This window comes from Methylobacterium sp. WL9 (genome assembly GCF_008040035.1).
GTDB lineage: Bacteria > Pseudomonadota > Alphaproteobacteria > Rhizobiales > Beijerinckiaceae > Methylobacterium > Methylobacterium thuringiense.
Window position 1 is genome coordinate 24,893 of the sequence record NZ_VRVE01000029.1, and the last position, 19,084, is coordinate 43,976.

General features: G+C 67.7%; 13 protein-coding genes and 1 pseudogene. 1 reads left to right on the top strand and 13 read right to left on the bottom strand.

Annotated features, from left to right (window positions below; genetic code table 11):
- The 12 genes from FV217_RS11070 to FV217_RS11125 form a co-directional block, all read right to left on the bottom strand.
- A complete protein-coding gene (locus tag FV217_RS11070; RefSeq protein ID WP_147817238.1) occupies positions 1–747 on the bottom strand; it encodes a nucleotidyltransferase family protein in 747 nt (248 codons plus the stop codon).
- Positions 748–841: 94 nt separating this feature from the next.
- On the bottom strand, positions 842–1,267 hold the full coding sequence (locus tag FV217_RS11075) for a VOC family protein (protein ID WP_147817239.1): 426 nt from the start codon (positions 1,265–1,267) through the stop codon (positions 842–844).
- Positions 1,268–1,274: 7 nt separating this feature from the next.
- Positions 1,275–2,936, bottom strand: coding sequence for a tRNA (adenosine(37)-N6)-threonylcarbamoyltransferase complex ATPase subunit type 1 TsaE (gene tsaE, locus FV217_RS11080; RefSeq protein ID WP_147817240.1), 1,662 nt, complete (start codon positions 2,934–2,936; stop codon positions 1,275–1,277).
- Positions 2,937–3,056: 120 nt separating this feature from the next.
- Positions 3,057–5,573 (bottom strand): PAS domain-containing sensor histidine kinase, encoded by a 2,517-nt coding sequence (locus FV217_RS11085; RefSeq protein ID WP_147817241.1) that lies wholly within the window; start codon positions 5,571–5,573, stop codon positions 3,057–3,059.
- Positions 5,574–5,942: 369 nt separating this feature from the next.
- Positions 5,943–7,349, bottom strand: a complete 1,407-nt coding sequence (ahcY, locus tag FV217_RS11090) for an adenosylhomocysteinase (RefSeq protein WP_147817242.1) — start codon at positions 7,347–7,349, stop codon at positions 5,943–5,945.
- A 179-nt stretch (positions 7,350–7,528) separates the two neighbouring features.
- Positions 7,529–11,278, bottom strand: a complete 3,750-nt coding sequence (gene metH / locus FV217_RS11095; protein ID WP_147817243.1) for a methionine synthase — start codon at positions 11,276–11,278, stop codon at positions 7,529–7,531.
- Positions 11,279–11,379: 101 nt separating this feature from the next.
- Entirely contained in the window at positions 11,380–12,303 is a 924-nt protein-coding gene (metF, locus tag FV217_RS11100) for a methylenetetrahydrofolate reductase [NAD(P)H] (RefSeq protein ID WP_147817244.1), read from the bottom strand.
- 61 nt (positions 12,304–12,364) lie between these two features.
- Positions 12,365–13,375 carry a metalloregulator ArsR/SmtB family transcription factor gene (locus tag FV217_RS11105; RefSeq protein ID WP_147817245.1) on the bottom strand — a complete coding sequence of 337 codons (1,011 nt, stop codon included), beginning with the start codon at positions 13,373–13,375 and terminating at the stop codon, positions 12,365–12,367.
- A 66-nt stretch (positions 13,376–13,441) separates the two neighbouring features.
- On the bottom strand, positions 13,442–14,206 hold the full coding sequence (locus FV217_RS11110) for an N-acetylmuramoyl-L-alanine amidase (RefSeq protein WP_147817246.1): 765 nt from the start codon (positions 14,204–14,206) through the stop codon (positions 13,442–13,444).
- A 112-nt stretch (positions 14,207–14,318) separates the two neighbouring features.
- Positions 14,319–15,611, bottom strand: a complete 1,293-nt coding sequence (locus tag FV217_RS11115; RefSeq protein WP_147817247.1) for an aminotransferase — start codon at positions 15,609–15,611, stop codon at positions 14,319–14,321.
- A 105-nt stretch (positions 15,612–15,716) separates the two neighbouring features.
- Positions 15,717–16,631, bottom strand: a complete 915-nt coding sequence (locus tag FV217_RS11120; protein WP_238232640.1) for an ROK family protein — start codon at positions 16,629–16,631, stop codon at positions 15,717–15,719.
- Positions 16,632–16,641: 10 nt separating this feature from the next.
- Positions 16,642–18,036, bottom strand: coding sequence for a dicarboxylate/amino acid:cation symporter (locus FV217_RS11125; RefSeq protein ID WP_147817249.1), 1,395 nt, complete (start codon positions 18,034–18,036; stop codon positions 16,642–16,644).
- A gap of 268 nt (positions 18,037–18,304) precedes the next feature.
- Here FV217_RS11125 and FV217_RS11130 point away from each other — a divergent pair, with 268 nt between their 5' ends.
- On the top strand, positions 18,305–18,742 hold the full coding sequence (locus tag FV217_RS11130; RefSeq protein WP_238232623.1) for a L,D-transpeptidase: 438 nt from the start codon (positions 18,305–18,307) through the stop codon (positions 18,740–18,742).
- A gap of 75 nt (positions 18,743–18,817) precedes the next feature.
- Here the strand turns inward: FV217_RS11130 and FV217_RS11135 are convergent.
- A pseudogene (locus tag FV217_RS11135) lies at positions 18,818–19,084 on the bottom strand (hypothetical protein); the annotation flags it as partial.

Below are 19,084 nucleotides of genomic sequence, written 5' to 3' on the forward strand. Positions count from 1 at the left end.
TCACGGCGCGCTCGCGCTCTCCTTCACCCGCGTCTCGGCAGCGGCGATCGCCTCGGGCGTGCCGACGTGAAGCCACTGACCGTCGAGGCGCAGGCCGTAGCAGCGCTCGCGCTCGATCGCGCGGGCGAACAGCGTGGTGAGGGAGAACGAGCCATCCGGTGTGTCCGCGAAAAGCTCGGGCTTCAGGATCGCGACGCCCGCGTAGATGAAGGGGGCGACCTCGCGCTCGCCGCGCCAGGCGAGGCGGCTGCCGGAATCCATGAAGAAGTCGCCGGCGCCGTCATAGCCGAGGCTCGTCGCGGTGGGGGCGACGAGGAGCAGCATGTCCATCGCCTCCGCGTTCCAGCCGGCGATCAGGCGGGAGAGGTTGGGCTTGGGGCCTTCGAGCCAGAACGAATCGGAGTTGAAGACCACGAAGGGTTCGCTGCCGAACTGGGCCAGAGCCTTCTTCACCCCGCCGCCGGTCTCCAACAGGGCCTCGCGCTCGTCCGATATGGTGATCGCGGGCAGCTCGGTGCGGCGCAGGAGGTGGCCTTCCATCTGGTCGGCGAGCCAGTGGATGTTGACGACGGCCTCCGTGATGCCGCCCTCCGCCGCCCGATCGAGGGCATGGTCGATCAGCGCCTTGCCGGCGACCTCGACCAGGGGTTTCGGCACCGTCGCGGTGATCGGCCGCATGCGCTTGCCGAGGCCGGCCGCGAGGACGAAGGCGCGTGTGATCGCGGTCGGGTCGGGGGCGTCGCTCATACCGGCCGGCTTTCTCGTGGGCACCGGCTACCCGCCGTGCAGCGGCATCGTGTTCACGGGCCGCCGTCCGTCAAGCGGGGATGCGGGCTGCGCGTCAGTCCGGAAGCACCATGCTGCCGTCGGGCAACAGGGAGAAGCCGGGGTTCCAGGCCACTTCCCAGAGGGTGCCGTCGGGATCGGCGAAGTACCCCGAATAGCCGCCCCAGAAGACGTCGTGAGCCGGCTTCACGAGGGTCGCACCGGCTTCGACCGCCTGGGCGAGGACGGCGTCGGTCTCGTCCTTGCTCGCCGTGTTGTAGGCCAGCGAAAAACCGCGAAAGCCCGAGCCCTCGGCCGGCACGCCCGCATCCGCCGCGAGGTTTTCGCGGGGAAACAGCGAGAGGGCCATGCCGCCGAGCTGGAAGAAGGCCACGCCGTCGGCGGCGCGCACCGATCGGGTCCAGCCGAGCGCCTCGTAGAAGCGGACGGCACGCGGCAGGTCGGTGGTGCCGAGGGTGACGAGCGTCAGGCGCGGCTGCATGGCCGGCTCATCCGTTCGGCGGCTTGGCGACGAGGCTCGGCAGGTGGCGCTCGTGCCAGGTCCGCAGCCGGTCGAGGCCGGGATGCGTGAGGTTGCGGGCGAGATAGCCCTCGATCCGCGGCAGGTGGGCGAGGTAGCCCGGCTTGCCGTCGCGCTTGTCCAGCCGTGCGAAGATGCCGAGGATCTTCGTGGCGCGCTGCGCGGCCAGCACCGCGTAGGCGCGGGCGAAGGCCTGCATGTCGAAGTCTTGGTCGCGGGCGCGGCGCTCGCGGATGTAGAGGCCGAGCAGACGCAGCTCGAAATCGGCGCTCGCGTCGACGCGGGCATCCTGTAGCAGCGAGGCGAGGTCGTAGGCCGGATGGCCGAGCACCGCGTCCTGAAAGTCGATCACGCCGACCCGCTCCAGCCCGTCGCGATCGGGCAGCCAGATCAGGTTCGGCGAATGATAGTCGCGCAGGGTCCAGGTAGTGGGCTCGGTTAGCAGATCTCCGAGGGCCTCGGTCCAGACCGCCACGAACTCGGCGCGGGCGGCCGCGTCGAGATGCGTGCCCTTATGAACGGTATACCACTCGGGCAGCAGTTCGGCCTCGAACAGAAGGGCTTCGAGGTCGTAATGCGGCAGCGCGTGGTCGATGCCGTCGGCCACCGGCAGCACGCCCGGCAGCTCCGTGGCATGGAGCCTGGCGAGCAGCCGCACGGCCTCCGTGTAGCGCTCGGGACGCGGTGCGCCGTTCTCGATCACCGGCTCTCGGCCGAGATCCTCGATGATGAGCAGACCCTGCGCCCGATCCTCGGCGTAGATCTTCGGGGCCGAGAAGCCGAGAGCCCGCAGCCCCCGATCCATGGCGACGAAGGCGTCGACGTTTTCGGCGAGCTTGACGATGGCGCTGTACGGCTTGCCGTCCCGCACCGGCGGCCCGTCGGAGCGGGCAGGGGAGATCATCAGCACGGCGTTGGCGCCGTCCGGCTTCACCAGGCGCTCATAGGCCCGCGCCGAGGCGTCGCCCTGCATGAAATGGCGCTCGGCCTCGTCCCAGCCGCTGCGCCCGAGCAGCGCGCGGATGGCGCGGGCCCGGTCGAGGCGCGCGCGCATGCCGTTGAGGCCATCGATGCGCACGAAGCGCGAGCCCTCACCGAACTCGGGACGCAGCGACAGCTCCACCGTGAGGATCGGCGTGGCGCATGGCTCCATCCGCTCCGGCCACTCCACCAGGGTGATCGCCGTCCCGGTGATCTCGTCGAAGCCGAGCTCGATCAGCTCGTCCGGCCCGCGCAGGCGGTAGAGGTCGGCATGCACGATGGCCGGGCCGGGCTGCCCGTCGCGGGACTTGCCGTCATAAGGCTGCATCAGCGTGAAGGTCGGACTCGGCACCTCGAGATCGGGGTCGCCGGTCAGTTCGCGGACCATCGCGCGGGCGAGCACGGTCTTGCCGCCGCCGAGGCCGCCCGACAAAGCGACGAGGTCGCCGGGCACGAGCATGCCGGCGAGGAAGGCCCCGAGATCTTCGGTGGCGCCCTCTTCCGGCAGCACGATCTCCCACGGTTTCTGCTCGGCGGCCTCGTTCACGGCCTCCGCCTCGTCGCCCGGCTCCGCCTCGTCGTGGATGGTCTCCCGATCCTCGTTCACCGCGATCTCCTCCGCCCCCGGATCCTCGCGTGGATCGGCCATGCGCGAGGATCAAACGTTTCTGGTCGTTACCTTAAACCGAAAACTCCGCGTTCCGTGAGCCCCCGGCACGAACCCTTCCGGATTGTCCCGCCCGCATCCCGCCGGACGGGGCTGCCGCCGCTACTCCGCGGCTTCGCGGTTGCCGTCCGCCGTCTCCAGCGGAAAGCTGCAGGTGACGCTGGTGCCGGCTCCGAGCGCCGACTCGATCGTGACCCGGCCGCCATGCAGCTCGACGAAGGACCGAACGATCGAGAGGCCGAGTCCGACGCCGCGATGCTTGGTGCCGAGGGTGTGGCTCTCGAACCGCTCGAAGACCCGCGTGATCACGTCCTGCGGGATGCCGCGGCCGTGGTCGACCACCTTGAGCACGAGTTCCTCCGCGGTTCGCCGGGCCTCGACCCGCACGCGCTGGCCCGCCTTCGAGAAGCCCACGGCATTGGAGAGCAGGTTGAACAGGATCTGCCGGATGCGTTTGGCGTCCGCGGGGAAGCTGCCGACATTGCCGGGCACGTCGAGATCGAGGGCGATGCTCGACTCCTTCAGCCGGTCCTCGACGCCGCGCGCCGCCGCCTCGATGGTCGAGCGCACGTCGACGGTCTCGCGCTGCAGGGCCAGCGAATGCGCGTCGATGGAGGCGAGGTCGAGGATGTCGTTGATGATGGCGAGCAGCGCCGAGGACGAGCCCTTGATGTGGTCCGAGTACTCGCGCTGGCGCTCGTTGAGGGCGCCCACCGTCTCGTCGCCCAACAGCTCGGTGAAGCCGATGATGTTGGTGAGCGGCGAGCGCAGCTCGTAGGAGACGTGGTGGACGAAGGTGTCGCGCAGCTGCGCGGCGCGCTCCAGGGCATCGTTCTTCTCGGTCAGCGCGCGCTCGACGTTCACGCTGGCCGTCACGTCGATGAAGGTCAGCAGGGTCGCGCCTGCGTTGAGCGGCCGGGCGGTACAGTCGAGCACGCTGCCGTCCAGCACCTCGAGACGGCAGGACAGGTCGGAGCGCGTCTCGCTCAGGCCCGTGACCATCCCGCGGATGTCCATCCACGGTTCCGGGTCCGGCGAGATCGTGCGGCAGGCCGCGATCACCGCATCGATGCGCGGATGGTCCTTCACGCTCGCTTCGTTGATCCGCCAGACCGCCTGGAAGGCCTGGTTGGCGAGGCGCAGCCGGCCGTCGGCACCGAACAGCGCCACCGGCTCCTTGAGGGTGTCGAGGGTCTCGGCCTGCTCCTTCATCGCCGCCGAATAGCGGGATTCGAGCTTCAGGTTTTCGGAGAGGTCCTGGAACAGGTAGGTCAGGCCACCCTGCGGGTTGGGGTCGGCGACGACGTTGAGCGTGCGGCCGTCGGGCAGGTACCAGGGGCCGTCCGTCGCCTCGACGGCGCGGTAGGCGGCGAGGACCTCGGCCTTCCAGCTGCGGAAGTCGGCCTGCTCGGGGAGCTTGCGCATGACCCGGAGCCGATCGAGAATCTCGCCGTCGAGCGGCCGGCTGTCGAGGAAGGCCGTGTCGAGGTCCCAGAGCTTCTGGTAGGCGGCGTTGTGGAAGATCAGGCGCTGGCCCTGGTCGAACATCGCCACGGCCGTCGGCAACTGGTCGAGGGTGCGGACATGGGCCGCCATCTGGCGCTGGTGGTCGGCCTTCACGCTCTCGAGATCGGTGACGTCCACGGCAATGCCGACCCGGCCGCCTTCGGCCGTGCTCTCGCTGACGTCGAGAATGCGCCGCGCTCCCGCGACCACGCCCGACAGGCGCAGGGCCTGCGGCGAACCGTTGAGGCCGGTCTCCTCGCGTGCCACGCGATCTCTGGCGCTCCTGTCGAGCAGTTCGGTGCCGGCGCGCAGGACGCCGTCGCGGCTGCCGCCCTCGACGGCGGAAACGTAGGCCGTGTTGACGAAGGCCAGCGCGCCGCCGCGGTCGCGGTGCCAGACCGGCTGCGGGATCGCGTCGAGCAGGCTGTGAAGGGCGAGGATCTCGTCGGCCGCGGCCTCGATGCCGGCGCGGGCCTCGATCAGCGCGCGGTGCTCGCCGGTGGTCTCGCGAAGGCGCAGCAACGCCCGGCCGCTCACCGCCTGACCCTGTGCCTCGACGAAGCGGCCCGAAGGCGTTCGCAGCGTGCGGCGGAACCCGGCGCCGCGCCGGCGCAGGGAGTCGATCTCGTCCTCGAGGGCCGTCGCGTCCCCCGGTGTCAGCCAGCTGCCGAAGGCGAGGATCCGGCGAGTGCCGCCGAGGCCGCCCGCGACGGCCCCGAGCGGGGTGCCGTCGAGAGCGAAGCCGGCATCGCCCTCGATCATGGGTTCGCCGCGTCCGGCCCACGAGACGATGACCTGGCTGTCCGCATGGAGCAGCAGTTCGGCCCTGTCATGCGCACCCTGCAAGTCCGCGAGCGCCGCCTGCAGGCCCCGCTCGCGGCGGCTCCAGCCGGAGCGCTCGTGCAGGTACAGCAGCGACAGGATCGTGGCGAAGACGATGAGCCCAATGACGACGGCGAGCACGGTGACGTTGTGAGCGGGCATGGCGTGCATCAACGGCCGCCCGGTCGGTGTTCCGATATCCTGCGCCATCGCCGCATCGGGCGCGCAGGCGAAGACCACGCAGAGCGTGCCGGCGCGTGTCAGGCCACGCACCGCCCTTTCGACCCCCATGTCCCCACCGCCTTCACGAGTCGCCGACGCACCGCCGACGAGGTGCCGCCGGGGCGCTCGATCGAGCGGTCCCGTCCGGCGTATTCTGCCGGTCCCGAACCCGGAAAACGCCGGGCGCGGAGCAACCTCACCTGAGGAATCAGTTCACCATATCGCGGCGTGGAATCGCGCCGGAAGGGGGAAATCGGGGTGAAATGCACGCCACCGCGATCGAGCGCAGAAAAGCCACAGTTCGAAAAACCGGTCTTGACTTCAGCTCAAGCCGGTGGATCGTTTTTGGACTGAGAACGAAACAGGAAAAGCCCGGCGCAAGGCCGGGCTTTTCAGTCTCGATGAAGTCTCCGGCGTCGCTGCGCCGGAGGCGAAAGCTCAGTAGCGGTAGTGATCGGGCTTGAACGGGCCGTTCTCGCTGACGCCGATATAGGCCGCCTGATCGGGCCGAAGCTTCGACAACTTTACGCCGATCTTCTCGAGATGAAGCATGGCCACCTTCTCGTCGAGGGCCTTCGGCAGTGTGTAGACCTGCTTCTCGTACTTGCCGGGGTTCGTCCAGAGTTCGATCTGGGCGAGCGTCTGATTGGTGAAGGATGCAGACATCACGAAGGACGGATGGCCGGTGGCATTGCCGAGGTTCACCAGGCGGCCTTCCGACAACAGGATGATGCGATGGCCGTCGGCGAAGGTGATCTCGTCGACCTGCGGCTTGATGTTCGACCAGCGGAGGTTCTTCAGGCCGGCGACCTGGATCTCGTTGTCGAAGTGGCCGATGTTGCACACGATCGCGCGGTCCTTCATGGCCCGCATGTGCTCGATCGTGATGATGTCCTTGTTGCCGGTAGCGGTGACGAAGATGTCGGCGCGGGGTGCCGCGTCTTCCATCGTCACGACCTCGTAGCCTTCCATCGCGGCCTGAAGCGCGCAGATCGGATCGACCTCCGAGACCAGCACGCGGCAGCCGGCGTGGCGCAGCGAGGAAGCCGAGCCCTTGCCGACGTCGCCGAAGCCCGCAACCATGGCGACCTTGCCGGCCATCATCACGTCGGTGCCGCGGCGGATGCCGTCGACCAGGGACTCGCGACAGCCGTAGAGGTTGTCGAACTTGGACTTGGTGACGGCGTCGTTCACGTTGATCGCCGGGAAGAGCAGCTTGCCCTCCTTGGCGAGGTTGTAGAGGCGGTGAACGCCGGTGGTGGTCTCTTCCGAGACGCCCTTGATGGAGTCGGCGAGGCCGGCGAACCAGCCCTTCGGCTTCTCCTGCAGCTTCTTCTTGAGAAGCGCGAAGAAGATTTCTTCCTCCTCGGACTCGGGCTTGTCGAGGAATGCCGTGTCGCCGTTCTCGGCGCGGAGGCCGAGATGGACGAACATCGTCGCATCGCCGCCGTCGTCCAAAATCATGTTCGGCATGGAGCCGTCATGCCAGTCGAACAGGCGGGCGGTGTAGTTCCAGTAATCCTCGAGCGTCTCGCCCTTGATGGCGAAGACGGGGATGCCGGCGGCGGCGATCGCGGCGGCGGCGTGGTCCTGGGTCGAATAGATGTTGCACGAGACCCAGCGGATGTCGGCGCCGAGAGCCTTGAGCGTCTCGATCAGCACCGCGGTCTGGATCGTCATGTGCAGCGAGCCGGCGATCTTCGCGCCCTTGAGCGGCTGCGACGCGCCGTATTCCTCGCGGGTGGCCATCAGGCCCGGCATCTCGGTCTCGGCGATCGAGATCTCTTTGCGGCCGTACTCGGCGAGCGCGATGTCCTTGACGATGTAGTCGTTGGCGGCAGCCATGTGTGTGTCCTCTTGCTGTGTCGGTGTTCGACGGCGTCCCTAGCAGGCGCCGGGATAGGAATCAATCAAGACATAAAGATGTCTTTATATAAGTTCGAAGCTGGATGGGCCTGGGTGCCCCTTCCGTCATCGCTTCGCTGCGCTCGCGATGACGGTGGTCGGTCCGGCAGACGCCCCGGCTACTCCGCCGCGACGAGGTAGCTCTTCGGGTCGTAGTTCAGGATCGGCCCGAGCCAGCGCTCGGTCTCCCGGATGTCCATGCCCTTGCGCCCGGCGTAATCCTCGACCTGGTCGCGTTCGACCTTCGCGACGCCGAAATAGTGCGACTGCGGGTGGGCGATGTAGAGACCCGAGACCGAGGAGCCCGGCCACATCGCGTAGGACTCGGTCAGCTTCACGCCGATGCGGCGCTCGGCCTTGAGCAGGTCGAACAGCGTGACCTTCTCGGTGTGATCGGGCTGAGCCGGATAGCCGGCGGCCGGGCGGATGCCGTCGTACTTCTCGTGGACGAGTTCCTCGGTCGCGATGGTTTCGTCGGGCGCGTAGCCCCAGAACTCGCGCCGGACCCGCTCGTGCATGCGTTCGGCAAAGGCCTCGGCGATGCGGTCGGCGAGCGCCTTGACCAGGATCGAGCGGTAATCGTCGTTCGCCCGCTCGAAGCGCTCGGCGATTCTCACCTCTTCCAAGCCCGCCGTCACGACGAACCCGCCGACATAGTCGCCGATCCCGCTGTCCTTCGGCGCGACGAAGTCGGAGATGCAGGTGTTCGCCCGCCCGTCGCGCTTCGAGAGCTGCTGGCGCAGGCCGTGGAAGGTCGCGAGCACGTCGGTCCGGCTCTCGCCGGTATAGAGCTGGATGTCGTCGCCGACGCTGTTGGCGGGCCAGAAACCGATGATGCCCTTCGGGTTGAACCAGCGCTCCGCGACGATCTGCTTCAGCATCTCCTGCGCGTCGTCGAACAGCGCCTTGGCCGCCGGCCCCTGCTCGGGATCCTCGAAGATCGCGGGGTAGCGACCCTTGAACTCGTAGGTCTGCAGGAACGGCGTCCAGTCGATATACGGCACGAGATCGGCGACCTCGTAGGAGCCGAACACGCGGGCGTCGGTGAACGAGGGCTTCTTCGGCGCGTAGCCGGACCAGTCGATCTTGAAGGGGTTGGCGCGGGCCTTGGCCAGCGGCAGCCGGGTCTTGTCCATCTCCGAGCGGGCATGGGCCTCGGCGACCTTGCGGTACTCCGCCTGGATCTTCTCGATGACGCCGCCGCGGGTCTCCTTCGAGATCAGGCTCGACACGACGCCGACCGCACGGCTGGCATCGGTGACGTAGATCGTCTGGCCGCGATTGTAGGCCGGGTCGATCTTCACGGCTGTATGCACGCGGCTCGTCGTCGCCCCGCCGATCAGCAGAGGAACGGAAAAACCCTCGCGCTCCATCTCGGCGGCGACGTGGACCATCTCGTCGAGGGATGGCGTGATCAGGCCGGAGAGGCCGATGATGTCGACCTCCTCCTTCTTAGCGATGTCGAGGATCTTGGCGGCCGGCACCATCACGCCGAGATCGATGATCTCGTAGTTGTTGCAGGCGAGCACGACGCCGACAATGTTCTTGCCGATGTCGTGGACGTCGCCCTTCACGGTGGCCATCAGCACCTTGCCGGCGGCGCGCCGCTTGCCGTCGCCGCCGTTGGCGAGCTTTTCGGCCTCCATGTACGGCTCGAGATAGGCGACCGCCTGCTTCATCACGCGGGCCGACTTCACCACCTGCGGCAGGAACATCTTTCCGGAGCCGAACAGGTCGCCGACCACGTTCATGCCGGCCATCAGCGGGCCCTCGATGACGTGGAGCGGGCGCTCGACGCCCTGGCGGGCCTCTTCCGTGTCGGCGAGGATGTATTCGGTGATGCCGTTGACGAGCGCGTGTTCGATCCGCTTCTCGACCGGGGCCTCGCGCCAGCGCAGATCGGTGGTCTTGGCCTTGGCCTCGCCGCCGCTCTTGAAGCGCTCCGCGGCGTCGAGAAGCCGCTCGGTGGAATCGTCGCGCCGGTTGAGGACGACGTCCTCGCAGAGCTCGCGCAGCTCGGGCGGCAACTCGTCGTAGACCGCGAGCTGGCCGGCGTTGACGATGCCCATGTCCATGCCGACCTGGATGGCGTGGTACAGGAACACCGCGTGCATCGCCTCGCGCACCGGCTCGTTGCCGCGGAAGGCGAAGCTGAGGTTCGAGATGCCGCCCGAGATGTGGGTGTGGGGCAGGGTCTCGCGGATGATCCGGGTCGCCTCGATGAAGGCGACGCCGTAGCCGTTGTGCTCCTCGATGCCGGTGGCGACCGCAAACACGTTCGGATCGAAGATGATGTCTTCCGGCGGGAAGCCGATCTCCTCGGTCAGGATCTTGTAGGCGCGGGTGCAGATCTCGACCTTGCGCTCCAGCGTGTCGGCCTGGCCCTCCTCGTCGAAGGCCATGACCACGATGGCCGCGCCATAGGACCGGCAGATCTTGGCGGCTTCGATGAACTTCTCCTCGCCCTCCTTCATGGAGATCGAGTTCACGATCGGCTTGCCCTGGATGCACTTCAGGCCGGCTTCGATCACCTCGAACTTCGAGGAATCGACCATCACCGGCACGCGGGCGATGTCGGGCTCGGCGGCGACGAGGTTGAGGAACTCGACCATCGCTTTCTGCGAGTCGAGTAGGCCCTCGTCCATGTTGATGTCGATGATCTGCGCGCCGGCCGCGACCTGATCGCGGGCGACGTCGAGGGCGGCAGAAAAATCGCCGTTCTTGATGAGCTTGCGGAACTTGGCCGAGCCGGTGACGTTCGTGCGCTCGCCGACGTTCACGAAGGGGATCTCCTTCGCGAGCGTGAAGGGCTCCAGGCCCGACAGGCGCATCAGGCGCGGCACGTCCGGAATGGCGCGTGGCTTCTTGTCGGCGACGGCCTCCGCGATGGCGCGGATGTGGTCCGGCGTCGTGCCGCAGCAGCCGCCGACCATGTTGACGATGCCGGACGCCGCGAATTCGCCGACGAGCTTGCCCATCGCCTCGGGGCTCTCGTCGTAGAGCCCGAACTCGTTCGGCAAGCCGGCATTCGGATAGGCGCAGACCAGCGTGTCGCAGATGCGCGAGAGCTCGCTGATATGGCCGCGCATCTCCTTGGCGCCGAGCGCGCAGTTGAGGCCGAAAGTCATCGGCGCGCAGTGGCGCAGCGCGTTCCAGAACGCCTCGGGCGTCTGGCCCGAGAGGGTGCGGCCGGAGAGGTCGGTGATGGTGCCGGAGATCTGGATCGGCAGCTTGACGCCGCGCTCGTCGAAGACCTGCCAGGTGGCGGCGATGGCGGCCTTGGCGTTGAGCGTGTCGAAGATCGTCTCGATCAGGATCAGCTCGGCGCCGCCATCCATCAGGCCGCGGACCTGCTCGGCATAGGCCTCCTTGACCTGATCGAAGGTCACGGCGCGGTAGCCGGGGTTGTTCACGTCCGGCGAGATCGAGAGCGTGCGGTTGGTCGGGCCGATGGCACCGGCGACGAAGCGGCGGCGGCCATCCTGCTCCTCGGCGAGCTTGGCCGCCTCGCGGGCCAGCCGCGCGCCCTCGCTGTTCAACTCGTGGATGATCGATTCCATGCCGTAATCGGCCTGGGCGATCGTCGTGCCGGAAAAGGTGTTGGTCTCGCAGACGTCGGCGCCGGCGAGGAAGTAGTCGAGATGGATCTGCCGGATCGCATCGGGCTGCGTCAGGATCAGAAGGTCGTTGTTGCCCTTCTGATCATGGGAGTGATCCATGAACCGCGAACCGCGAAAGTCCGCCTCGCCGTAGCCGAGCCGCTGGATCACCGTGCCCATCGCGCCGTCGAGCACGAGGATTTTTTCGCTGGCGCGCTGACGGAGCGCGGCTTCGATCTCGGTGCCGTCGACGGGGCGGAGTTCTGTCATTGCGTATCCTCGGGGACGCCAAGTCCCATCAAACCACCTCACCCTGAGGCGCCGGCAGGAAGCGGCGGCCTCGAAGGGTCAGGAAGGAAATTCAGCGCGACTTAAGCCGCCGCCTTCCGCTCCGCCACCTTGGTCCCCTGCGAGCGCAGGCCCAGGATATGGCAGATCGCATAGACGAGGTCGGAGCGGTTCATCGAGTAGAAGTGGAAGTCGTTGATGCCCTGGTCGACGAGGTCGACGACCTGCTCGGCCGCGACGGCGGCCGCGACGAGGCGGCGGGTATCGGGATCGTTCTCGAGGCCTTCGAAGCGGGCGGCGAGCCAGTAGGGCACCGACGCGCCGGTGCGGCGGGCGAAATTCGCGGCCTGCTTGAAGTTCTGCACCGGCAGGATGCCCGGGATGATCGGAATCGTGATCCCGGCCGCACGGACCTTGTCGAGGTAGCGCAGGTAGATGTCGTTCTCGAAGAAGAACTGGGTGATGGCCTGGTCGGCGCCGGCATCGACCTTCGCCTTCAGCGCGTCGATGTCCGCGTCCATCGAGGCGGCCTCTGGGTGCATCTCGGGATAGGCCGAGACCGCGACCTTGAAGTCGCCGATCTTCTTGATGCCGGCGACGAGATCGCAGGATTGGGCGTATCCGCCCGGATGCGGCTTGTAGGTCGCGCCGACGCCGTCGGCCGGATCGCCGCGGAGCGCCACGATGTGGCGGACGCCGGCATCCCAATAGGACTGCACGACCTCGTCGATCTCTTCCTTGGTGGCGTTGACGCAGGTGAGGTGCGCGGCCGGCTTGAGGCTGGTCTCCTTGACCATGCGCGCGACGGTGTTGTGCGTGCGCTCGCGCGTCGAGCCGCCGGCACCGTAGGTGACCGAGACGAATTTCGGCTGCAGCGGCGCGAGCCGCTCGATCGACGACCACAGAATCTTTTCCATCTCGTCGGTCTTCGGCGGGAAGAACTCGATCGAGACGCGGATCGGGCGGAAGCCGTCGCGGCTGGCGCGGTGGGAGTTGGCGTCGGGCATCGTATCGTCCTCTATGTCTCTGGTTCAGACGAGGCGGGAAGGATAGCGCAGGCTCGCCCTTTCAGGCGACGGCGCGTTCGGAATTGAGTGCGGTGACGGCCGTGTCCTCGGCGAGCCAGAGGGTCACGGTCAGCGGGTGCTCTGTGCCGTCGGTCGGCGCGATGTCGCGGTGCTCGACACGGTCGAGGCCGGACTCGACGAGCCAGTTGGTGACTTGGTCGGCCGCGAAGCCGAGGCGGCGGTGGGCTTGAGCCTCGCGCAGATGTTCGAGGCCGTGCGGCGCGAAATCGACCACGAGCAGGCGCCCGCCCGGTGCCACGAGCCGCACGGCTTCGCGGAGCGCGCGCGCCGGATCGTCGAGGTAGTGCAGCACCTGATGCACGACGACGAGATCGAACCCGCCGCGGCCGAACGGCGGCGCATGGATGTCGCCCTGGCGCAGGTCGACCTTGGCGAGACCCGCCTGCTCCAGGTTGGCCCGCGCCACCGAGAGCATCGCATGACTGGAATCCAGCCCGGTCGCGCGCGTCGCCAGCGGCGCGAGCAGCCCGAGCATGCGGCCGGTCCCGGTGCCGAGATCGACGAGGCTGCGGATCGGGCGATCACCGAGCGCATCGCGCACAGCGGCCTCCACCGTCGCCTCGGGCACGTGGAGCGAGCGCAGACGGTCCCATTTTGGAGCGAGCCGCGCGAAGAAGGCCTGCGCCGACTCGGCGCGCTGTTCGCGGACGGCCTCCAGCCGAGCCCGGTCCTCGGAAAGTGGAGCATTCTTGCGATCGAGTCCGGCGATCATCGGGTCGATCAGGCCGGCACGGCCCTCGCGCAACCGGAAGAACGCCCAGGCGCCCTCGCGATGGCGCTCGACCAGCCCGGCCTCGACGAGAAGCTTCAGATGGCGCGAGATGCGCGGCTGGGACTGGCCCAGGATATCGGTGAGGTCGGTGACCGACAATTCGCCGTCGGCGAGCAGGGCAAGGATCCGCAGCCGCGTCTCTTCGGCGACGGCGCGCAGCATGCCGACCGCTTCCGCGAACGGGATCGACGCAATCGTATCCTGGCCCGTGTTAGACATAAAGATATCTTTATGTTCGACGCGAACCGTTGGCAAGCGCTTTCTGGTCCGGTCTCTGAGCCGTCATTACGGTCCGGCCTGCGCCGAACAGAAGTCATCGACGGCAGCGGTGATGGCCGCAGCGATCCGGTCCTGGCGCTCTGGAGCTGAAAGCAACAGCTCTTCGTCGCGGTTGATGATGAGGCCGGCTTCCATCAACACGGCTGGCGCTTCCGTCGCCTTCAGCACGGCGAGCTCGTCGAAGCGGTAGATTCCGCGCTCGGCGTCCAGAAAGGGACGGCTCTCGCCACGGAGCTTTTCCGCGTGATGGCGGGTGAAGGGCAGGCCGGCGGCGAGCAGCCGGTCCGCGAGCATCTGCGCGAAAGCAGCGCTCTCGCGGAAACGTCCGTTGGCCTGCGACACGAACAGCGACCACCCCTTGAAGCGGTCACTGAACTTTCGCTCGGTACCCTCGACCATCCAGGTCTTCAAATAGGCCTTCTGCACGGAATCGTGGTGCACCGAGAGAAAGAGGCTGGGCGCGAGCGCGTTCGCCTTGGCCGCCCGCATTCCAAGCCCCGCCCTACCACCGTCGGACAGCATCCGCGTTGTCTCGGCGTAGCCCTGCCGGACGAGGTGCGTCTCGATCACCCCGGCGAGGCTCAGATTGAAGCGGTACTCGTCGACGCCGCGGGCACTCGTGGCGCCGGGCGATTCGGGGCTGTGGCCGACGTCCAGGACGATCCGGAACGCGGACCGGTCGCATTGTGCCGCGGCCGGTGAGGCCTGCACGCACAGCAGCACGAGGACCGCGCCGCACGAGGACGTCGCCGCAGGCCGAAAGCTGCGCATGCGAAGACCCGTCCGTGCCGCCCCGATGATACCCGTTTAAGGTGCGCCGCAGGCGATGCAAGCGAGGCTCGGTTGCCGGGAGCGTGCCGAGCCGGCTTGGTCCGCCTCGGATTTAGCGGCTCGCGCCGGGCGCATCGCCCGCCCGCTTCTCGATTGCCGCGAGCAGGATGCAGAGCGCGATGCCCTCCGAGGCGGCGCGCACGTCCGACAGGGATGGGAAGGTCGGCGCGAGGCGCAACGTCCGGTCGTGCGGATCGCGACCATAAGGCGAGGTCGCGCCGGCCGGCGTCAGGGCGATGCCGGCATCCTTGGCGAGCGTCACGATCCGCTTGGCCGTACCCTCGACGGCGTCGACGGTGACGAAGTAGCCGCCTTCCGGGCGCAGCCATTCGGCGGCGCCCGTGCCACCGAGTTTCGCCTCGAGAGTCTCGAGCAACGCCTCGAATTTCGGCGCGATGATCGCGGCCTGCGCCGCCATGTGCTTCTCGAGTCCGGCATTGTCCTTGAGGAAGCGGACGTGGCGGAGCTGGTTGAGCTTGTCCGGGCCGATCGTGCGGAAGGCGGCGCGCTCCAGGTACCAGCGCACGTTCTCGGGCGAGCTCGCGAAGAAGGCGAGGCCCGCGCCGGCGAGCGTCACCTTCGAGGTCGAGGCGAAGATGAAGGCCCGGTCCGGGTTTCCGGCATCAGTGCAGAGCGCCAGGATATCGGGGACGGTGTGGTGGTCCTGGGTGAGGTGATGGACCGAATAGGCGTTGTCCCACATGATCCGGAAGTCCGGCGCGGCGGTCTCCATCGCGGCGAGACGGCGCGAGGTCTCCTCCGAATAGGTCTCGCCCGACGGGTTCGAGTATTTCGGCACGCACCAGATGCCCTTCACGGCCGGATCGGCGACAAGGCGCTCGACCGCGTCCATGTCAGGTCCGTGGCCGGTCATCGGCACCGGGATCATGCGAATGCCGAACTCTTCGCAGATCGCGAAGTGGCGGTCGTAGCCGGGGACGGGGCAGAGGAAGGTCGGAGCACCCTGGCCCCAGGGCGCCGTCGAGCCCGGCACGCCCTTCAGCATGGCCGAGGCGATGGTGCCGTGCATGAGCGCGAGGCTCGAATTGTCGCCGACGACGATCTGCTCGGCCGGCGCCTGCACCATCTGCGAGAACAGCGCGCGGGTCTCGGGCAGGCCCTGCAGGCCGCCGTAATTGCGGGCGTCGACGTTGCCCTCGGCGAAGAAGTCGCCGTTGCCGGGCAGGGTCAGCATCGGGTTCGAGAGGTCGAGCTGCTCGGGCGAGGGTTTTCCGCGGGTCATGTCGAGCTTGAGCCCGCGCGCCTTGAAGGCCTCGTACTCGGCGCGCGTCGTGTCGTGCAGGCTGCGCAGCGCGTCGGAATCCAGGCTGGTGAGCGTCGTCATCGATACCTCGAACGCGAGAAGGCTAAGGGGCGGGATCGGGCTCCCCCATACAAGCGGCCGGCCTCCCTGTGTAGGGAGCGCACATGGAACGCTCCCATGCAGCCCTCAGATGGGCGCGTCCCAGAGCCAGGCCGCACCGCGCACGCCCGAGGCGTCGCCGTGCAGGCTCGCCCGGACCGGCGTGTCGAACACGTCGGAGAAGACGTGCGGACCGATCGCCGCGGGCAGGCCGGCGACGAGCTCCGGCACCGTCGAGAGGCCGCCGCCAAGCACGATCACGTCCGGATCGAGGATGTTCACGACATGGGCGATGCCCCGGCCCATCCGGTCGAGCAGGACCGCGAAGGTGCCTTTCGCATCGGGATCACCGGTGCGCATCGCCGCGACGATCGCCTCCCCGGTCAGGGCTTGCGCCGTGCGGCGCCTGTGGTCGGCGGCCAGCGCCGGACCGGAAAGCCAAGTCTCGATGCAGCCGTGGCGGCCGCAATAGCAGGCGGGACCGGGACGCTCGTCGTCGCGGGGCCAGGGCAGGGGGTTGTGGCCCCATTCACCGCTGACCCTCCCTCGGCCGGAGAGCGGACGCCCGTCGATGGCGATGCCCGAGCCGATGCCGGTCCCAAGGATCGCGGCCCAGACGAGATGCGCGCCGGCGCCGGCCCCGTCATTGGCTTCGGAAACGGCGAGGCAGTTCGCGTCGTTCTCGATCCGCACCGGCCGACCAAGCGCTTGCGTCAGGTCGGCCTCGAATGGCGTGCCGATCAGCCAGGTCGAGTTGGCGTTCTTGATGAGACCCGTGGCCGGCGAGACCGCGCCGGGCATGCCGATGCCGACACTGCCGCCGGCGATCCCCGCCTCGGTTTCGAGGCTGGCCACCAGGCCGGCGATGGCGCCGAGCGACCCGGCATAGTCGCCGCGCGGCGTCGGGATGCGGCGCGCGGCAAGCGTCCGCCCATCCGCCGCCAGCACGATCCCGGCGATCTTTGTGCCGCCGAAATCGATGCCGATGCGCACCCGCTCCATGGCGGCGTGGCTACTGGGCGGCGACGATCCGCGGCCCGTCGGTGCCGACCTGCGAGGGGGCATCCGGCGAGTGGTCCGAGATGTCGGTGCCGATGGCGATCGGGTGCGCCATCACCTGACGCAGCTTTTCGCGGTCGAGTTCGCCCTCCCAGCGCGACACCACCACCGTGGCGACGCCGTTGCCGATGAGGTTTGTCAGCGCGCGGCACTCCGACATGAACTTGTCGACGCCGAGCACCAGGGTCATCGCCGCGACCGGCACCGGATTGCCGGGGATTGCAGCGAGCGTCGCGGCCAGGGTGATGAAGCCCGCGCCGGTGACGCCCGAGGCACCCTTCGAGGTCAGCATCGCGACGAGGAAGATCGTCGCATACTGGCCGAAGGTCAGGTCCGCACCCACGGCTTGCGCCAGGAACAGCGTGGTGAGCGTCATGTAGATGTTGGTGCCGTCGAGATTGAACGAATAGCCCGTCGGGATGACGAGCCCGACGACCGAATCCGAGGCGCCGAGGCGCTTCATCTTGGTCATCATGTGCGGCAGCACCGTCTCGGAGGAGGAGGTGCCGAGCACGATCAGCAGCTCGTCCTTGATGAAGGCGAGGAACTTGAAGATCGAGAAGCCGGAGAAGGCCGCGATCCCGCCCAGCACGACGAAGATGAACAGCAGCGACGTGGTGTAGAAGGTGCCCACCAGCCAGGCGAGATCGATGACCTTGCCGATGCCGTACTGGCCGACCGTGAAGGCCATCGCGCCGAAGGCGCCGATCGGCGCGAGCTTCACGATGATGCCGATGATGCGGAAGAACACCTGCCCCGCCGCGTCGATGCCGTGGGTGATGCTCTCGCCCTTGGCGCCCATCCCGGTGAGGACGACGCCGGTGAGGATCGAGACCAGAAGCACCTGCAGCAGATCGCCGCCGGCGAGCGCCTCGAAGAAGCTCTTGGGGATGATGCCGAGAAGGTGGGCGATGGTCGAGTCGGCGGCGGCCTTGCTGGCGTAGCCCTCGACGGCCTTCGCATCGAGCTTGCTGATGTCGGCGCCGAAGCCGGCGCCGGGCCGGACGATCTCACCGACGAGGATGCCGATCAGCAGCGCGACGCTCGACACGACCTCGAAGTAGATCAGCGCCTTCAGGCCGACGCGGCCGACCTTCTTGAGGTCACCGATCGAGGCGATGCCGTGGACGATGGTACAGAAGATGATCGGCGCGATCATCATCTTGATGAGAGCGATGAAGGCATCGCCCATCCACTTCACCGACTTGCCCCATTCGGGGTGGAGCCAGCCGAGCAATACGCCCAGCGCGATGGCGATCAGCACCTGGATATAGAGGACCCTATACCACGGGGTGTGGTGCCCGGCGGGAGCGGCAGCGCCCGGGGCATGCGTCATCGACTGGGCCATGTTTCCTCGCCGTTAACACTAGACCTAATCGGCCTCTGATGGGCCCTACGCCGACGCTAGCGGGTTTGCCGTTACTGCTCAACGGCATGTCGGTAGTTCGACTGCGCTCTGCTTGCAAGAAAGTTGTCGAGAATGTGGCGGCGCCTCTTTTCCGCCACACGTGCTGGTGGCACGAGTACTTGTGCGGCCGAGTTTCTCGCTGCGGCGAAGATTTTCTCGTCGTTACAAGAGCTTCGAGGGCGGCGACTGCTTAACGCGGAGTTATCCCGTGACCTTCTCGCGCTTTTTGAACAGGGCCATTCTGGCCGCCCTCTCGCTGTGCGCGCTCGTCTTCGTCACCGCAGCGCCCGCCGAGGCCGGCGTTGTCGCCCAGATCAGCAAGTCGAGCCAGCGCATGAGGGTCTACGTCAACGGCGTTCTGGCACACGACTGGGCCGTATCCACGGCGCGCAGGGGCTTCGTCACGCCGAGCGGCAATTACCGCGTCGGTCACATGGCGCGGATGCACTACTCGAGGAAGTACCACAACTCACCGATGCCTTACTCGATGTTCTTCCGGGGCGGCTACGCGATCCACGGTACCTATGCCGTCGGGCATCTCGGTCGTCAGGCGAGCCACGGTTGCATCCGCCTCGCGCCGGGCAACGCTGCGGCGCTCTACGCTCTGACGCAGGCCTATGGCGGCACGCAGGTCGTGATTCGGTGAACGCGAGAGGGGCCGTCAGCGCATCATGCGCTGCCGGCCCCTCTCGAGCGACGACGGGACCCTGATCTCGAAAGATCAGGTCTGCTGGTTCGTACGGCGCGGCCGCACGGTCCAGCGTTCGAACGAGCTGCCGTTCTCGTCGTCCTTGGCCGGTTCCTTGGGCTGTTGAATGGCCGCGCTGAGGGCCTGTGAGAGGCTCTCGATCACGTCGTCGATCCGCGCGTCGCCCTTGTCTTCGGCTGGCGCGGGGGCGGGCTTCATCTCCACCGAAGCCGGCGACGGCTTGGCGGGCTCGGCCGCGGCCGGCGGCGTTTCGGCGACAGGCTCGGGCGGCGCCGGAGG